Here is a 15693-nt window from a genome sequence, read left to right as displayed (position 1 = left end):
TCGGCTCCGGGGAAAGAGAATCCGCCCCCGACGCCGGAGGGAGAGGGAGGGTGGCGTCGAGGGCGGAGGTCGGGGTGGCCGGCTAGGCGGCCAGGGCCTCGCGGAGCCGCGCCATGAGGCCGCGCGACTCGTGCGGCTCGTGCGCGTGCTCGACCATGACGGCCTCGCGACCGCGGACCCGCAGCCGCTCGCCCGCCTGGAGCAGGTCGCCGCGCGAGCCGGCGGAGCGGGCCAGGACCACGCACTCCTGGGCCAGCGGCGCAGCCAGCTCGGGCACCTCCTCGGCGTCGTCGAGCAGACGGCGCAGGGTGGGGGCGGCCGTGGCGGCGCGTGTCCAGGCCTCGATGACGGCCGTCTCAGGGTCGTCGGTGCCGTCGCCCAGCGCGATGTCGAGCGCGCCGCTGAGGCGCTGCGTCCAGGTCATGTGGAGGCTCAGGAGGAGGTCGACGTCGGTCGCGAACACGTCGCGGGCGCCGTCGACGGAGTCGAGGAGGTCGTCCGGGGTGGTCTCGTCGCGGCGCTGCTCAGCAGCGGCGAGGACCTCGCGGAGGACGGTGGTGCGACGGTGGTGGGCATCCCAGGTCATGGTGGTGCTCCTTTCGTTTCCGTCGGTCACGCCCGGGAACATACTCTCGGTACGTACTCTCAGTATGTGTGGTTCACGGGGCCGTGCCAAGCGCAGCGGCTGTGACGGTCCCCACCCTCGGCCCAGGCCACCGGCGTACGATGAAGATCATGACCAGCGCGAAGGTGCATCCCGCCAAAGTCCTGCGCGCCGCGCGCAAGACCTCGCGTCGACAGGACTACTCCTCCAGCACCAAGCGCGCCCTGCTCGACAACGCGCAGGAGCTCTTCGCCGCGCACGGCTACTCGGGCACGTCGCTCGACGAGGTGGTGGCTGCGGCCCGCGTCACCAAGGGCGCGCTCTACCACCACTTCCCCAGCAAGCTCGCCCTGTTCGAGAGCGTCTTCGACCGCCTCCAGGACAGCACCACCCGCCAGATCCAGAAGCGCATCGACGCCTCCGACGACCCGTGGGAGCGCGCGCAGATCGGGCTCGAGTCCTTCCTCGAGGTCTGCCGCGAGCCCCACTTCCGCCGCATCTGCCTCCAGGAGGCCCCCGCGGCCCTGGGCCACGAGCGCTGGGCCGAGGCGGAGCGGGCCTCGTCACTGGGCATCGTGCGCGCCACCGTCGACGACCTGCTCGACGACCTCGGCGGAGCCGCCGAGCTGTCCGAGGCCTTCGCCATGATCTTCTACGGGGCCATCCGCTCCGCCTCGGAGTACGTCTCGGACTCCGACGACGGCGAGCAGGCCTCGGCCGACGTCCAGGCCAGCATCGGAGCCATCCTCGCCGGGATGCGCCTGCTGCCCTCGATCGACGGCGCCGAGGTGACGAGCGCCGACGTCAGCGCCTGAACCGGGTCACTGGACCGTGACGGAGCCGCCGTCCTTGGGGATGAGCTCGAGCCACACGTGACCGGGGTCGATCGTCACGGGTGAGCCGTCCTCGGCCTTGAACGAGATCGTGGCACCGGAGCCGCGCTTGTGCCACGTGACGGTGGTGGCCTTGCCGCCGCTGAGGATGAGGGCGTCGCCGTTGCCCTTGAGCTTGGTCTCCGGGACGGGGTTGCCCGCCGGGTCGAGGTAGCCGGCGTCGCCGATGTCGCAGTACAGGACCACGACGGTGTCGGCGCCGTACTCCTTCTCCGCGTGCCCGTTGGTGCGCTTGTACGTGCTTCCCGAGTACTTCCACTGCGTGGTGGTGGAGGGCGAGAACCGGACCGCGGCGGTGGTGGCCTTCCGGACCGACTTCTCCGTGGCCTCGGCGCCGGCCGACGACGTGGCCTCGGCCTTGGCGCCCGCCTTCGTGAAGGTCAGGTACGGGCCGGGGATGTCGGTGACCTTCGCGCGCCGGTCGAGCCGGGGCAGGTCCATGAGCCGGTTGTAGGGGCGCACCTTGTTGGGGTCGCTGCTGAAGCCGGGGGCGCCGAAGTCCTCGGACCAGACCGTGATGCCGGCCTTCTTGACCTTCTTGACCGTGCCGGCCGAGCCACCGGAGGCGACGATCTGACCGTCCACGGGCTTGGCGATGCCAATGTCGCTGGCGCGCATGGAGCGCACGTGGCCGACCGTGCTCGGCAGGTCGGAGTAGAAGAACGCGGCGAGACGCGTGAGGCCGCCCTCCACGAGCTCCTCGACGACCATGTCGGCCTTGTCGAGGCCCAGCTGCGGGGCACCACCCTCGGTGTTCTCGATCTTCACGACGAACACCGGGTTGGCGGGCCGGGACCGCATGACCTCACCCGTCAGCGGCGAGACCTGGACGAGCTTCTCGCTCGAGCCCTTCGAAGCCTCGGGATCGGCCTTCTCCTTCTTGTCCGAGGAGCAGGCAGAGACGACGAGGGCAGCCGTGAGCAGGACCACCGGGAGGCGACGGGTCATAGGGCAACCATGCCTCAGGGTCGTGAACACCCGACGTATTGGAAGGGGTGTGGCGTCGACGAGATGGTGCCTCCTCGTCGACCGGCTCTCGCGCCCGGGCAGATGTCGGAGGCGCCTGCCACGATGGACGGACGATGGAACACTTCGCGCCGGCCACCCGCGAGTGGTTCTCGCACGCCTTCTCGGCGCCCACCCCGGTGCAGGACGAGACCTGGGCGGCCATCGACCGCGCCGCCGACCACGTCCTGGTCGTCGCGCCCACCGGCTCCGGCAAGACGCTCGCGGCGTTCCTCTCCGCCATCGACCGCCTCCTGCACGAGGACGTCCCGGCCGAGGGCCGCGAGCCCGGGACCCGCGTCCTGTACGTCTCGCCCCTCAAGGCGCTCGCGGTCGACGTCGAGCGCAACCTGCGCTCCCCCCTGGTGGGCATCACCCAGGCGGCAGCGCGCCGGGGCGAGGCGTTCACGCCCGTGAGCGTCGGCATCCGCTCGGGAGACACCTCGCAGCGCGACCGCCGGGCCCTGCTGTCCAAGCCGCCGGACGTCCTCATCACCACGCCCGAGTCGCTGTTCCTCATGCTCACGTCGTCGGCCCGCGAGACCCTTCGCAGCGTCGACACGGTCATCCTCGACGAGATCCACGCCGTGGCCGGCACCAAGCGCGGCGCCCACCTGGCGCTCTCCCTCGAGCGGCTCCAGCAGCTCACCACCGCCCCCGTGCGGCGCATCGGCCTCTCGGCCACGGTGCGCCCGCACGAGGAGGTGGCACGGTTCCTCGCCGGCCAGGCGCCGGTCACCGTCGTGGCGCCGCCGTCGCCGTCGCACCTCGAGCTCGACGTCACCGTGGCGGTCGACGACATGACCCAGCTGCACCGCCCAGGAGACGGCGGCGAGGACGGCGAGGGCGACACCCAGAGCATCTGGCCGTTCGTCGAGGACGACGTCATCGACCGCATCCTCAAGGTCCGCTCCACCATCGTCTTCTGCAACTCCCGCGGGCAGGCCGAGCGGCTCACGTCCCACCTCAACGAGCGCTACGAGGCCCGACTGGGCCCCGACGCCCCCGAGGAGGACCGCATCCTGGCCCGCTCCCACCACGGGTCGGTGAGCAAGGAGCAGCGCGCGCTCGTCGAGGACGACCTCAAGACGGGCCGTCTGCGCTGCGTCGTCGCCACCTCCAGCCTCGAGCTCGGCATCGACATGGGTGCCGTCGACCTCGTCGTGCAGGTCTCCTCGCCGCCCTCGGTGGCCAGCGGGCTGCAGCGCGTGGGCCGCGCCGGCCACCAGGTGGGCGAGACGTCCCGGGGCGTCGTCTACCCCACCACGCGCCACGACCTCGTCGGGGCCACGGTCACGGCCCAGCTCATGCGCGAGGGCCGGATCGAGCGGCTCTCGGTCCCCTCCAACCCGCTCGACGTCCTGGCCCAGCAGACCGTCGCCGCCACGGCGCTGGAGCCGCTCGACGTGGAGGAGTGGTTCGAGACCGTGCGTCGTAGTGCGCCGTACGCGGCGCTCCCCCGCTCGGCCTACGAGGCCACCCTCGACCTGCTCGCCGGCCGCTATCCCTCCGACGCCTTCGCCGAGCTCCGCCCCCGCATCGTGTGGGACCGCGACGCCGGCGTCCTCACCGGGCGCCCCGGCGCCCAGCGACTGGCGGTCACCAGTGGTGGCACCATCCCCGATCGCGGCATGTTCTCGGTCGTCCTCGCGGCGGGCGACGACGACGCCCGCTCCGCGCCGCGCAAGGTCGGCGAGCTCGACGAGGAGATGGTCTACGAGTCGCGCATCAACGACGTCTTCACGCTGGGCGCCACCAGCTGGCGCATCCAGGAGATCACGCACGACCGCGTCATCGTGGTGCCCGCGTTCGGCCAGCCCGCCCGCCTCCCCTTCTGGCGGGGCGACGCCATGGGCCGCCCCGCCGAGCTGGGCGAGGCCATCGGCGCGTTCGTGCGCGAGGTCGAGGCCCAGGGGCCGCCGCCCGAGCTCGACCACCGCGGCGCCACCAACCTCAAGCAGTTCCTCGACGACCAGCGCGAGGCCACCGGTGTCCTGCCCACCGACCGCACGCTCGTGCTGGAGCGCTTCCACGACGAGCTGGGCGACTGGCGCCTCGTGCTGCACTCTCCGTGGGGCCGCCAGGTCAACGCGCCCTGGGCCCTGGCCGTGGGGGCCCGCATCACCGAGCGCTTCGGCGTCGACGGCTCGGTCGTGGCCAGCGACGACGGCATCGTCGCGCGCATCCCCGACCTCGAGGCCGGGTTCGACGACCGCGCCACGGAGACCGACTTCGCCGAGCTCTTCGTCATGGACGTCGACGAGCTGGAGGCCCTCGTGCAGACCGAGGTCGGCGGGTCGGCGTTGTTCGCGGCGCGCTTCCGCGAGTGCGCGGCACGCGCCCTGCTCCTGCCGCGGCGCAACCCCGGCGCCCGTGCGCCGCTGTGGCAGCAGCGCCAGCGCTCGGCCCAGCTGCTCGACGTCGCACGCGACTACCCCGACTTCCCCATCCTGCTCGAGACCGCGCGCGAGTGCCTCCAGGACGTCTACGACCTCCCGGCCCTGCTGGGCCTCGTCCGTCGCATCCACAGCCGCGAGGTCACCATCGCCGAGGTCACCACCGAGCGCGCCTCGCCCTTCGCCAACACGCTGCTGTTCGGGTACGTCGCGTCCTTCCTGTACGAGGGCGACACGCCACTCGCGGAGCGCCGAGCGGCCGCGCTCAGCCTCGACCCCGCCCTGCTCTCGGAGCTCCTCGGACGCGCCGAGCTGCGCGAGCTGCTCGACCCCGAGGTCATCGAGCGCACCGAGGCCGAGCTCCAGCGCCTCGCCGACGACCGCCTCGTGGTCGGACCCGAGGGCGCCGCCGACCTCCTGCGTCTGCTCGGCCCCCTCACCACCGAGGAGGTGCAGCACCGCTTCCGCGAGGGGTCCGCGCTCGAGGCCCTCAAGACCCTGCAGGACGAACGTCGCGTCATCGAGGTGCTCATGGCCGGCGAGGTCCGCTGGAGCGCCGTCGAGGACGCCGCGCGCCTCCGCGACGCCCTCGGCACGGCCGTGCCCCAAGGCGTGGCCGAGGTCTTCCTGCAGTCGGTGGCCGACCCCTTGGGCGACCTCCTCTCCCGGTACGCGCGTACGCACGGGCCCTTCACGTCCGACGAGGCAGCCCAGCGCCTGGGCCTCGGCACCACCGTCGTGGCCGACGTCCTGCGCCGCATGTCGCGCGACGGTCGGCTCACCGAGGGCGAGTTCCGCCCCATGGCCACGGGCAGCGAGTGGGTCGAGCCGGGGGTCCTGCGCCGGCTGCGGAGCCGCTCGCTCGCCGCAGCCCGTCAGCAGGTCGAGCCCGTCGACGGTGAGACCTACTCACGCTTCCTCACCGCCTGGCACCACGTCGACGGCTCGGGGCCGGGCAGCGGACGCAGCTCGGCCCGCGGAGCCGACGCCGTGCTGGCGGCGGTCGACCAGCTGGCCGGCGTCGCCCTTCCGGCCTCGGCCTGGGAGAGCCTCGTGCTGCCGGCGAGGGTCCGCGACTACTCCCCCGCGCACCTCGACGAGCTCCTGTCGGCGGGCGAGGTCGTCTGGACCGGCGCCGGCTCCCTGCCGGGGGCCGACGGCTGGGTGCAGCTCCACCCCGCCGACCTCGTGCTGCCCTCGGCCCGGGTCACCGAGGAGCCCGACGCCATCCAGCAGCGGGTGCTCGACGCCCTCGACGGCGGCGGCGCGTACCTCTTCGGCCAGGTGCTCGACCTCGTCCGCTCGCGCCAGGAGGTCTCGGAGCAGAAGCTCGACGACGTCACGGTGGCCGACGCCCTGTGGGGTCTCGTGTGGTCGGGCCGCATCGCCGGAGACACCTTCGCCCCCGTCCGCGCGCGACTCGGCGGACGCGGGGCCCACCGCGGCGGCACCCGCCCGCCGCGGGCGCGCCTGCACGCTCGCCGTGCGCTCGCCGCGGCCCCGCGGCAGCAGGCGGCACCGCCCACCGTGAGCGGCCGCTGGTTCCGGCTCGACCCGCCCACAGGCCCCGAGGACGCCACCCAGCTGGCCCTCGCCCGGGCCGAGTCGCTCCTCAGCCGGTACGGGGTCGTCACCCGCGGGTCCGTCGTGGCCGAGCAGACGCCGGGTGGATTCGCCGGCGTGTACCGCGTGCTGCGCGAGCTCGAGCAGACCGGATCGTGCCTGCGTGGAGTGTTCGTCGATCGGCTCGGCGCGGCCCAGTTCGCCTCCTCGGCCGCCGTCGACCGGCTCCGCTCCTTCCAGCGCGACCCCGACACCGAGCCGCCCGACACGCCGGCCGTCGTGCTCGCCGCCACCGACCCCGCCAACCCCTACGGCGCGGCGCTCCCCTGGCCCGAGGCCACGGAGCCCGAGACGGCCCACCGCCCCTCGCGCAAGGCCGGTGCCCTCGTCGTCCTGCACGACGGCGTGCTCGTGGCGTTCCTCGAGCGGGGCGGTCGCAAGGCCGTCGTGGCCACGGAGCACCCCGGACGGCTCCGTCCCGCCGCCGACGCCCTCATGAACGCCTTACGTCAGCAGCGGTTCGGTCGGCTCACCATCGAGACCGCCAACGGGCTCGCCGTCGAGGGCACGCCGTTCGGCGCCGCGCTGCGCGACGCCGGCTTCGTCCGGCACCCCAAGGGACTGCGCCACGACGGCCGGGGCACGGTGGGAGGAAGCCGTGCCTGAGGGCGACACCGTCTGGCGCGCGGCCCGACGTCTTCGCGAGGGGCTCGCAGGCCAGGCCCTCACCCGGTCCGACGTACGGGTCCCGCAGTGGGCCACCCTCGACCTCTCGGGGCAGGTGGTCGACGAGGTGCTCAGCCACGGCAAGCACCTGCTCATCCGCGTCGGTGAGGTCAGCATCCACTCCCACCTCAAGATGGAGGGCGTGTGGCACGTCCACCCTCACGGCACGCCGTGGCGGCGCCCCGCCCACATGGCCCGCATCATCCTCGAGACGCCCGGGAAGCAGGCCGTCGGGTTCTCGCTCGGCATCCTGGAGGTGCTGCAGCGCGAGCACGACAGCGAGGCGCTCGGCTACCTCGGCCCCGACCTCCTGGGCGAGAGCTGGGACCTCGACGAGGCCACCCGCCGGGTCACCGCCGACCCGGACCGTCCGGTGTTCCTGGCACTGCTCGATCAGCGCAACCTGGCGGGCCTGGGCAACGAGTACGTCAACGAGCTGCTCTTCGTGAGCGGCCTGCTGCCCACCCGGCCCGTGGGCGAGGTCCGCGACGTCCGCCGACTGCTGGCGCTGGGCCAGAAGATGCTCGACGTCAACAAGGACCGCACCGCCCGCACGTTCACCGGCGACACCCGCCGCGGCCAGGAGCGCTACGTCTACGGGCGCGAGAAGGGGCGCTGTCGGCGGTGCAGCACCCGTCTGCAGACGGGCAGCCTCGGCGACACCCCTCTCACCGCGCGCGACACCTACTGGTGCCCCCGCTGCCAGACCTGATCGGCATCGTCGCCCGAGCGGTCAGGCCTGGACGCGCTGCTCGGCCTTCTCGAACACCATCGCCTCGTCGAGGTCGGTGCGGCGGCTGTCCCAGGAGTCCAGGAACCAGTTCTGCCGGATGGTCCAGGGCGCCTTGCGGCCCTGCTGCGGGAGCACGTCGAGAGCACGCTGCACGTAGCCGGACTGGAGGTCGAGCGCGGGGGCCGAGTCGCCGTCGGCACCGTGAGGATCGGGCATCCCCGAGCTGTAGCCCTGGTCGCGCAGGTGGTTGAGGAACCGCGCCACGTACTTCCAGGACAGGTCGGCGCGCAGGGTCCACGACGCGTTGGTGTAGCCGATGCACCACGCCAGGTTGGGCACGCCGCTCAGCATGAGCCCCTTGTAGATGAAGCGCTCTCCGGGATCGACCTTCTCGCCGTCGACGTCGACGGCGACCTTGCCGAGCGCCGCCACCTTGAGGCCGGTGGCGGTCACGACGATGTCGGCGTCCAGACGCTCACCGGACTCCAGCACGATCCCGGCCTCGTCGAAGTGGTCGATGCGGTCGGTCACGATGGACGCCTTGCCCTTGCGGATGGTGCGCCACAGGTCGCCGTTGGGCACCACGCAGAGCCGCTGGTCCCAGGGGTTGTAGCGCGGCGTGAGGTGCTTGACGTCGAACCCCTCCGGGACGGAACGCGCGGCCCGCGTGAGGAGGATCTTCTTGGCCGCCTCGGGGAAGCGTCGGCAGAACTCGTAGAAGCCGATGGCCACCGTGGCGTTCTTGAGCTGGGTGGCGCGGTGCGCGGCACCGGCGGGCAGCACCTTGCGCAGGCCGGCCGAGAAGCCGTCCTCCTGTGGCAGCGACGTGATGTACGTGGGCGAGCGCTGGAGCATCGTGACGTGCTCGGCGTCGTCGGCCATGGACGGCATGAGCGTGATGGCGGTGGCGCCGGAGCCGATCACGACCACCTTCTTGCCCGCGTAGTCGAGGTCCTCAGGCCAGAACTGGGGGTGCACCACACGGCCGGCGAAGTCCTCCAGGCCGGGGAACTCCGGGGTGTAGGCCTCGTCGTAGTCGTAGTAGCCGCTGCAGAAGAAGACGAAGGACGCCGTCTGGGTGACGGTCTCGCTGCCCATGGACGACGTGACGGTCCACCGCTGCTCGGCGCTGGACCAGCTGGTGCTCTGGACGCGGTGGCCGTACTGGATCTTGTCGGCGATGCCGAACTCGTGGGCGGCGTCATTGATGTACTGACGGATGTCGCCACCGTCGGCGATGGACTTGCGGTGGGTCCAGGGCCGGAACGGGTAGCTCAAGGTGTACATGTCGGAGTCCGAGCGGATGCCGGGGTAGCGGAAGAGGTCCCACGTGCCGCCCATGCGCTCCCGGGCCTCCAGCACGGCGTACGTGCGGTCGGGCGCCATGGTGCTGAGCCGGTAGGCGGCCCCGATGCCGGAGAGTCCGGCCCCGATGATGATGACGTCGACGTGCTCGTGCTGCGTGGTCATGGTGCTCCTCAAATTCAGATACCGCCGGTATCTGAACCGTGCCACATCCGACGGGCGGCCGTCAATCAACCGGGCCTCCTTTACCATCGTGACGTGAGTGACACCGCCACCTCCTCAGCCGACACCGAGCCCGACCGCCTCCCCGAGGAGTCCCGGGCCCTCGCATGGTTCATGGTGGTGGGCGGCGCCGTCGCGCTCCTCTCCGCCGCGATCCTCATCGTCGAGAAGGTCGCCTTCCTCGAGGACAAGGCCGCAGGTCGCCCCACGGCGCTCGGCTGCGACTTCAACGCCTTCGTGAGCTGCGGCGGCGTCATCAACACGCCCGAGGCGTCGGTCTTCGGCTTCCCCAACCCGCTCATGGGCGTGGTCGGGTGGACCGTCGTGCTCACGCTCGGCGTCCTGCTCGTCGCCGGAGTGCGGTTCCCGCGCTGGATCTGGGCCGGTCTCCAGCTCGGCGTGATCTTCGGCATCGGCCTCATCACCTGGCTGCAGTTCCAGAGCATCTACGACATCGGCAAGCTCTGCCCCTGGTGCATGGTCGTCTGGACCATCATGATCCCGACCTTCGTGCTCGTCACCGCACGCAACCTCCGGGCGTTCGCCCCGGGGTCGGCCGTCACCCGGTTCCTCAGCAACTGGACCGCGCTCGTCATCGTGCTCTGGTACGTCGTGGTCGCCAGCGCCATCTGGTTCAAGTTCGGCGACCTGCTCTGGGCCTGACGGCCCGGAGCAGGTCCCCCGTCAGAGGTCCGCGAGCTTCGCCCGTTCGTCCGCCAGGGACCGGACGAGCGCACGGTCGGCCAGCAGCAGGAACTGGTCGCTGTACCCCGGGCTCTTGGCCACCTTCGCGATCTTGGCCAGCTCGGGGTGCGCCTTCTTGACCGTCGAGGTCAGCAGGGCGGCGTTGTCCTTCTGGACACCGTCCCACTGCGCGTTGGCCCGGTCGAAGACGGGGTTGTCCACCGAGTTGGTCGCGGTGCGGACCACCTCGGAGAAGTTGATCCGCGTGTCGCGGAACCGGTCGGTGGCCCTCAGGAAGGCCGAGCACATGGCCTTGCCGTAGGACGTCTCGTTGCACCCGTTCTTGTAGATCTTCTGCGCGTTGCGCCAGTCCAGCGTGTACGCCTGGCGCGTGATCGCGGCGTACTTCACCCGGTCGGACTTGTCGTAGGCGATGCAGGTGTCGAGGTTGCACTGGGCGCCCGGCCCGGTGGGGCCACGCTTGTCCAGGTACTTCGCGGCCTTCTTGTACAGCGCGGTCGAGCGCTTCTCGTCCGCGGTGCGCTTGTTGAAGGCGATGTTCCAGACGCAGTCGGTGTGGATCTGCTCGTACACCTCGGCCGCCTTCTTGGCATAGGCCTTCACCGCGTCCGACCGCTCCTCCGACGTGTCGGCGGCGTCGCGCAGCGTGCTGCTGAGCAGGCCGAAGGGACCGGCGGACACCGTCGGGACGTCGGACTCGGCGTCCCTCGCGTCAGCCGCCGTCTTCTCGGCCGCGGCGCAACCCTTCTGCTGGGACGCGATGGCCTTCGTCGTGGTGACGTCCTTGCCGATGATGTAGGTGCCGTCCGGGACCTTGGTCGTCGACGACAGCAAGGCAGCGCCCTGCTCCTTCTCCCAGGCGGCGAAGTCCTTGGTGTAGTCGTCGGCGCGGCCGTCGGCCCAGGCACGGCCGGCGAACCAGACCCCCACGAGGACGAGGACCAGCAGGACGAGCCCACCGATCAGGAACGGACGCTTCGATCGTGCGGACGCCGGCGGCGCAGTGTCGGTCGACATGACATTCCCCCCAGAGGATGTTCGGTCGACCGAACTCTAGGGCAGACGCACGCCTGTCGCGAGGTGGGCGACGGTCTGCGATCCCAGCTCCGCCTCGACGGCTGCAGCCACGCGTCGGTCGATCTCCGTGAGGGAGTCGTTGATGGCCCGGCCCACCGGGCAGTCAGGGCTCGGCGCGTGCAGGCCGATGACGTGGTCAGGGCCCTGGACGAGCCGCCACACGTCGGCGAGCGTGATGTCCTCGGGCTCGAGCGCCAGCTCCCACCCACCCTTGGCACCGGGCGAGGACGTGACGATCCCGGCCTCGCGCAGCGGACCCAGCACGCGCCGGACGTGCACCGGGTTCACGTTGGTGGACGCGGCCAGCTCGGTGGCGCCGATGGGGCCGCGCTCACGGAAGCCGGAGAGATAGGTGAGCACGTGCACCGCCACGGCGAACTGGGTGTTGGTGGGACCGGCCATGACCCCAGTGTTGCATACCGCCATCAACCCGGCTACGGTTTAACCAGCATCATCTCGATTGCGGTTACTTCCAAGGAGCACATCATGACCATCGCCGTCACCGGCGCCTCCGGGCAGCTCGGCACCCTCGTCACCCAGCAGCTCGTCACGCTGACCGACCCCTCGAACGTCGTCCTCGTCAGCCGGTCCCCCGAGAAGCTCAGCGGCTTCGCGGGCACCGACGCGCGCCGCGGAGACTTCTCGGACCCCACGTCCCTCGCCGACGCCTTCGCGGGTGTGGACACGTTGCTGCTCATCTCGACCGACGACGTGGACGGCCGGCTCGAGGGCCACCTCGCCGCGATCGACGCCGCAGTCGCGGCCGGCGTCCAGCGCATCGTCTACACCTCGGTGACCCGTCCCGAGGACGCCAACCCGGCGCAGGTCGTCCCGAGCCACGCCGCCACGGAGAAGGCGCTGCGCGACAGCGGCGTCGCCTGGACGCTCCTGCGCAACAACCTCTACGCCGACATGCAGCGCGGCACGATCGACGCAGCGGCGGCCACCGGCCAGCTCGTCACCAACATCGGCGAGGGTCGCACGGCCTACGTCACGCGCGAGGACTGCGCCGCCGTCGCGGCGCACGTCCTGGTCCAGGACGGCCACGAGAACCAGACCTACGACGTGACCGGACCCGAGGCCGTCGGCGCCGACGACCTGGCCGCCCTGGCCTCCAAGGTCTCGGGCTCCGACGTCGCCGTCGTGCAGGTCGACGACGCCGGTCTCGCCCAGGGCCTCGTGGAGCACGCCGGCCTCCCCGCGTTCGTCGGCGAGCTGCTCGCCTCGTTCGGTGCCGCCACCCGCGGTGGCTTCATGGGTGAGGTCACCACCGTCGTGGAGGACGTCACCGGCCAGCCCGCGACCCCGTTCGCCCAGGCCGTCGGACTCGCCTGACACGTCGGGCCCACAGCGCCACTCCGGGCGGTGGATCTGCCACCGTATGACGCCTCATACGGTGGCGGATCCACCGCCCGTCGGCGTCTGCGGGACGGCAGGGCCTCAGTGGGCCGCGTCGTACTCCTGGACCAGCGTGGCCGGGATCCGACCTCGCGCGGGGACGTCGAGTCCCTGCTCCACGGCCCAGGCCCGCACGGCCTTGGCGTCGTGGCCCGACGACGCGCTGGGGGTGCTCGTGCGTTGCTTGCTGGTTCCACGCACGGCACGGGCATGGCCCAGGTACGGGGCGATGGCGTCCTTGAACGCCGTGCGCTCCTCGGCCGTCAGGTCGATCTCGTACGAGGTCCCGTCGAAGGAGAAATAGAGGGTCGGTGAATTCTCGTCGATCGCATGTCCGCTGATGTCGGAGAAATACTTCTCAATCGTCTTCTTGGCCATTCGGCGAGTTTATCGCCTTTGATCAGGGAGTTGTTCCGACGAAGGGAAGCACCAGGCGGCACGGGACCGGACGCGGGTTCTTCGGGTCGAGAGCGTTGAGGACCAGCGCGGCGGCCACGGGGTCGGCGACGATCTGGAAGTGCTCGCTCAGGTCGAGGGCGCAGTAGTCCTGCACCGTGTAGTTCTTCATGCCCGGCTCGATGCCGCTCGTGTACGGCGTGACCAGCTCGTCGTAGCGGGTGACGATGTTGGTGTAGGTGATCCCCGGGACGATGGGTCCGCCGCCCGACCGCATCTTGGCGATGAAGTCCGAGTTCTTCAGGAGCTGAGGCCCCGCGGCGAAGTACGGCTTCAGCGCCGCGTTGATGATGGGGGTGACGCCGAACGGCGTGCCGATGAGGCTGAGCGTGCCGAGGGCGGCCAGGTCGGTGCCGTGCCAGATGGGCGCGATGGAGACGTACTTGTCGATCTTGGGGCCGCCGCCGAGGAACTTGGCATAGTAGTTGGGCACGACCGTGCCCTCGGAGTGACCGAGGATGTCGACCTTGGTGGCACCCGTGGAGGCGCGGACCTTGTCGACGAAGGTGGACAGCTGCGCAGCGCTCTCCTCCATGGGGCCGAAGCCGCCGAAGACCTGGTCGTAGGGCGGGGTGACGCCCTTGATCTGGCCGTAGGTGAGGGCGAAGACGCAGTAGCCCTCGTTGGCCAGCAACGGCGAGAACGTCTGCCAGTTCGTGGCCTTGCTGCCCGTGAGCCCGTGCACGAGCACGACGGGGTTGGGGTGCTTGGCCGACGGCTTGCACGCCCAGTTGTTGGCGCCCGGCGGATCGGCGTCGATGCCCAGTCCGGCGATGACCGCCGACGTCAGGAACGTGTACGGCACCGGCAACGGCGCGGGAGCGGCCTGCGCCGGGGCACCCCCCAGTGCGGAGGCAGCGAGTGCGAGCCCGAGGGCAGGAGCAAGGAGACGTGCGAGACGCATGAGGAGCCTTCGGCCGGCGAGTGGTAAACCGAAGTTACACCTCGGTGGGGGTCGTTGGGAACGGTGAAGAGGTTTGGTCTTCCAAGGTCATCCTCGACGTGCTCACCTCCACGGAGGTGAAGCATCAGGCGAAGTTGTCGACCAAGCGATCCCCCCCGGGGGGGGCACCGTCGAGCGTCAGATCCGTCTGGTGGTCCCGTCAACGAGGGTGACGCTGTAGGACCAAGCCCCGCCCACGCCCGGATGGTCGCCTCGGACCTCGCCGGCGGGCCACCAAGCGCTGAACCGACCGTCGTTGACCGTAGCTTCGACGTCGGGGCCGACGGGCGGGTGGACGGTGACGCCGGTGACGTCATCCCCCGCGTAGCCGCTCACCCAGGTGAACCACTCCTCAGTGGTGCCGAGCGACAGCCGTCCGGGAACGGTGACGGAGCCTCCGATGTTCCAGGTCTCCTCGATGCCGTCGCGCGCTGGCACGGGCGCCTTGGGTGGCTCAGTGTTGTAGTTGCCGAAGAACCCGTTCTTGCGGTCCGCGTCGCCGTCGGGCATCAGGCATGCACCTTCACCCGATGGGCCTTCGATGAGGACGTGGGTCCACTTCCCTCGCGTCTCGCTGACGAGTCGTTGCGCACGTGGGTCGTCGATCCCAAGAGCTGACCGGCAGGCCGTGTCGGCCGCGGTGGCAGCCGAGCCGGACAGGGGTACTGGGGTCTCGGCCCACGACGCGAAGGCAGAGCCGCCACCGTTCCGTGCAGGAATGACGACTGCCGCGGTCGCTGCGACGGCTACGACTACGGCTACGGCTACGGCTACGGCTACGAGCGAACGGGTACGGCTACGGCTACGGCTACGAGCGAACGGGTACGACGCGGCTTCCTACGACCTGGACCATGTCCACGGGGCCGGGTCGACCTCGCGCAGGACGACCTCAAGACGTTGCTCGACTCGTGACCCACACCGCACTCCTATTGAGATGAGGACGACCGTAGCAAAGTCTCGTCAGCTTGTCTGCCGCACAGGGCTCGTGGAGCTGCGGGGATCCCTTGCTGGCGCCTACGGTGCGGTGACGGGGCCCGACTCGATGCGCGCGTCATGCTCACGAGACGCGAATGGGCTCGCCCCAGAACCGGGGGCGAGCCCATTCGTGTCTCGTGGAGCTGCGGGGATCCCTCGAAGGCGGCTTCGCCGCGCCGGGGGGCCCGACTCGATTCACCGCTCCTTCTCACACGAGACAGCAATGGCCCCCGTCGCGCTGAGCGCGACGGGGGCCATCGTTGTCTAGTGGAGCTGCGGGGAATCGAACCCCGGTCCTCTGGCGCAGATACAGGACTTCTCCGGGTGCAGTTCGTCTGACGCTTTTCTCAGCCCCGGCGCTCGGACGAACGCGTCGCCGACAGGCTCAGCCACGAAAAAGTCCCGATCACGCCACGTGGCACGGCGTGATCAGCAAGTCCCCTAGATGAGACAGACGATCCGGGACGGGGACGCTCCCGGGTCTGCCCTTCACCAGTCGCTGTCAGGCAGCGAGGGCGAAGTCAGTGCGCTTGGAATCGGCACTTATAGGGTTCCAACGAACGTTTAAGAGATGACGTTGGCTTCTCTACCCGCTTCTTCTGCATCGAAACGACCAAAGTCGAAACCGATCAGCCCCTCTTGAGTTTTCAAACCCCTTGCGGGGCATCCATCAGAGTACAACCAACCCCCGA

14 protein-coding genes and 1 other RNA gene are annotated in these 15693 nt (G+C 70.6%); 5 read left to right on the top strand and 10 right to left on the bottom strand.

All coding sequences use genetic code 11. The features are described from left to right. Nucleotides 1-82 precede the first annotated feature (82 nt). Nucleotides 83-586 carry a hypothetical protein gene (locus tag ASD11_RS02950; protein WP_056283059.1) on the bottom strand — a complete coding sequence of 168 codons (504 nt, stop codon included), beginning with the start codon at nt 584-586 and terminating at the stop codon, nt 83-85. A 149-nt stretch (nt 587-735) separates the two neighbouring features. Here ASD11_RS02950 and ASD11_RS02945 point away from each other — a divergent pair, with 149 nt between their 5' ends. Then, on the top strand, nt 736-1419 hold the full coding sequence (locus tag ASD11_RS02945) for a TetR/AcrR family transcriptional regulator (protein WP_056283056.1): 684 nt from the start codon (nt 736-738) through the stop codon (nt 1417-1419). Nucleotides 1420-1425: 6 nt separating this feature from the next. On the opposite strand, the gene ASD11_RS02940 is transcribed toward ASD11_RS02945, so the two are convergent. After that, a complete protein-coding gene (locus ASD11_RS02940; protein WP_056283053.1) occupies nt 1426-2445 on the bottom strand; it encodes a DUF3048 domain-containing protein in 1020 nt (339 codons plus the stop codon). Nucleotides 2446-2579: 134 nt separating this feature from the next. Between ASD11_RS02940 and ASD11_RS02935 the strand changes: the two genes are divergently transcribed. Together ASD11_RS02935 and ASD11_RS02930 are read left to right on the top strand one after the other, a co-directional pair. Further along, a complete protein-coding gene (locus ASD11_RS02935) occupies nt 2580-7127 on the top strand; it encodes an ATP-dependent helicase (protein WP_056283052.1) in 4548 nt (1515 codons plus the stop codon). Further along, nucleotides 7120-7899 (top strand): DNA-formamidopyrimidine glycosylase family protein, encoded by a 780-nt coding sequence (locus ASD11_RS02930; protein WP_056283049.1) that lies wholly within the window; start codon nt 7120-7122, stop codon nt 7897-7899. The genes ASD11_RS02935 and ASD11_RS02930 overlap by 8 nt, the downstream gene beginning before the upstream one ends. A 21-nt stretch (nt 7900-7920) precedes the next feature. Here the strand turns inward: ASD11_RS02930 and ASD11_RS02925 are convergent, their stop codons facing one another. After that, on the bottom strand, nt 7921-9390 hold the full coding sequence (locus tag ASD11_RS02925; protein ID WP_056283046.1) for a flavin-containing monooxygenase: 1470 nt from the start codon (nt 9388-9390) through the stop codon (nt 7921-7923). Nucleotides 9391-9483: 93 nt separating this feature from the next. On the opposite strand from ASD11_RS02925, the gene ASD11_RS02920 reads away from it, so the two are divergent. Then, the gene (locus ASD11_RS02920; RefSeq protein ID WP_056283044.1) at nt 9484-10110 is read left to right on the top strand and encodes a vitamin K epoxide reductase family protein; all 627 of its coding nucleotides are present in this window, start codon (nt 9484-9486) and stop codon (nt 10108-10110) included. Nucleotides 10111-10131: 21 nt separating this feature from the next. Here ASD11_RS02920 and ASD11_RS02915 read toward each other — a convergent pair whose 3' ends face one another. Both ASD11_RS02915 and ASD11_RS02910 read right to left on the bottom strand, forming a co-directional pair. Continuing rightward, entirely contained in the window at nt 10132-11169 is a 1038-nt protein-coding gene (locus ASD11_RS02915; RefSeq protein ID WP_056283042.1) for a hypothetical protein, read from the bottom strand. Nucleotides 11170-11205: 36 nt separating this feature from the next. Then, on the bottom strand, nt 11206-11631 hold the full coding sequence (locus tag ASD11_RS02910; RefSeq protein WP_056283039.1) for an Rrf2 family transcriptional regulator: 426 nt from the start codon (nt 11629-11631) through the stop codon (nt 11206-11208). Nucleotides 11632-11715: 84 nt separating this feature from the next. Here ASD11_RS02910 and ASD11_RS02905 point away from each other — a divergent pair, with 84 nt between their 5' ends. Then, a complete protein-coding gene (locus ASD11_RS02905; RefSeq protein ID WP_056283036.1) occupies nt 11716-12564 on the top strand; it encodes an SDR family oxidoreductase in 849 nt (282 codons plus the stop codon). Nucleotides 12565-12669: 105 nt separating this feature from the next. On the opposite strand, the gene ASD11_RS02900 is transcribed toward ASD11_RS02905, so the two are convergent. The 5 genes from ASD11_RS02900 to ssrA all read right to left on the bottom strand — a co-directional run bounded on the left by ASD11_RS02900 (nt 12670) and on the right by ssrA (nt 15638). Continuing rightward, on the bottom strand, nt 12670-13005 hold the full coding sequence (locus ASD11_RS02900; RefSeq protein WP_056283034.1) for a histone-like nucleoid-structuring protein Lsr2: 336 nt from the start codon (nt 13003-13005) through the stop codon (nt 12670-12672). 22 nt (nt 13006-13027) lie between these two features. After that, nucleotides 13028-13987 (bottom strand): esterase/lipase family protein, encoded by a 960-nt coding sequence (locus ASD11_RS02895; RefSeq protein WP_056283031.1) that lies wholly within the window; start codon nt 13985-13987, stop codon nt 13028-13030. Nucleotides 13988-14164: 177 nt separating this feature from the next. Next, nucleotides 14165-14536: a hypothetical protein gene (locus tag ASD11_RS02890; RefSeq protein ID WP_056283030.1), complete on the bottom strand. Its 372-nt coding sequence runs from the start codon at nt 14534-14536 to the stop codon at nt 14165-14167. Between the two features lie 660 nt (nt 14537-15196). Further along, on the bottom strand, nt 15197-15259 hold the full coding sequence (locus ASD11_RS18895) for a hypothetical protein (RefSeq protein ID WP_442854191.1): 63 nt from the start codon (nt 15257-15259) through the stop codon (nt 15197-15199). A gap of 7 nt (nt 15260-15266) precedes the next feature. After that, nucleotides 15267-15638, bottom strand: a transfer-messenger RNA (tmRNA) gene (gene ssrA, locus ASD11_RS17675). Nucleotides 15639-15693: the final 55 nt, after the last annotated feature.

This window comes from Aeromicrobium sp. Root495, from assembly GCF_001426755.1.
Lineage (GTDB): Bacteria > Actinomycetota > Actinomycetes > Propionibacteriales > Nocardioidaceae > Aeromicrobium.
Note: the sequence above shows the minus strand (reverse complement) of the source record. Positions and strands in the feature narration are given on the sequence as shown.

What these genes read in the sequence shown, in the direction of transcription:
- ASD11_RS02950 (WP_056283059.1), bottom strand. Translation starts at nt 586, where the DNA reads ATGACCTGGGATGCCCACCACCGTCGCACCACCGTCCTCCGCGAGGTC.
- ASD11_RS02945 (WP_056283056.1), top strand. Translation starts at nt 736, where the DNA reads ATGACCAGCGCGAAGGTGCATCCCGCCAAAGTCCTGCGCGCCGCGCGC.
- ASD11_RS02940 (WP_056283053.1), bottom strand. Translation starts at nt 2,445, where the DNA reads ATGACCCGTCGCCTCCCGGTGGTCCTGCTCACGGCTGCCCTCGTCGTC.
- ASD11_RS02935 (WP_056283052.1), top strand. Translation starts at nt 2,580, where the DNA reads ATGGAACACTTCGCGCCGGCCACCCGCGAGTGGTTCTCGCACGCCTTC.
- ASD11_RS02925 (WP_056283046.1), bottom strand. Translation starts at nt 9,390, where the DNA reads ATGACCACGCAGCACGAGCACGTCGACGTCATCATCATCGGGGCCGGA.
- ASD11_RS02915 (WP_056283042.1), bottom strand. Translation starts at nt 11,169, where the DNA reads ATGTCGACCGACACTGCGCCGCCGGCGTCCGCACGATCGAAGCGTCCG.
- ASD11_RS02910 (WP_056283039.1), bottom strand. Translation starts at nt 11,631, where the DNA reads ATGGCCGGTCCCACCAACACCCAGTTCGCCGTGGCGGTGCACGTGCTC.
- ASD11_RS02905 (WP_056283036.1), top strand. Translation starts at nt 11,716, where the DNA reads ATGACCATCGCCGTCACCGGCGCCTCCGGGCAGCTCGGCACCCTCGTC.
- ASD11_RS02900 (WP_056283034.1), bottom strand. Translation starts at nt 13,005, where the DNA reads ATGGCCAAGAAGACGATTGAGAAGTATTTCTCCGACATCAGCGGACAT.
- ASD11_RS02895 (WP_056283031.1), bottom strand. Translation starts at nt 13,987, where the DNA reads ATGCGTCTCGCACGTCTCCTTGCTCCTGCCCTCGGGCTCGCACTCGCT.
- ASD11_RS02890 (WP_056283030.1), bottom strand. Translation starts at nt 14,536, where the DNA reads ATGCCCGACGGCGACGCGGACCGCAAGAACGGGTTCTTCGGCAACTAC.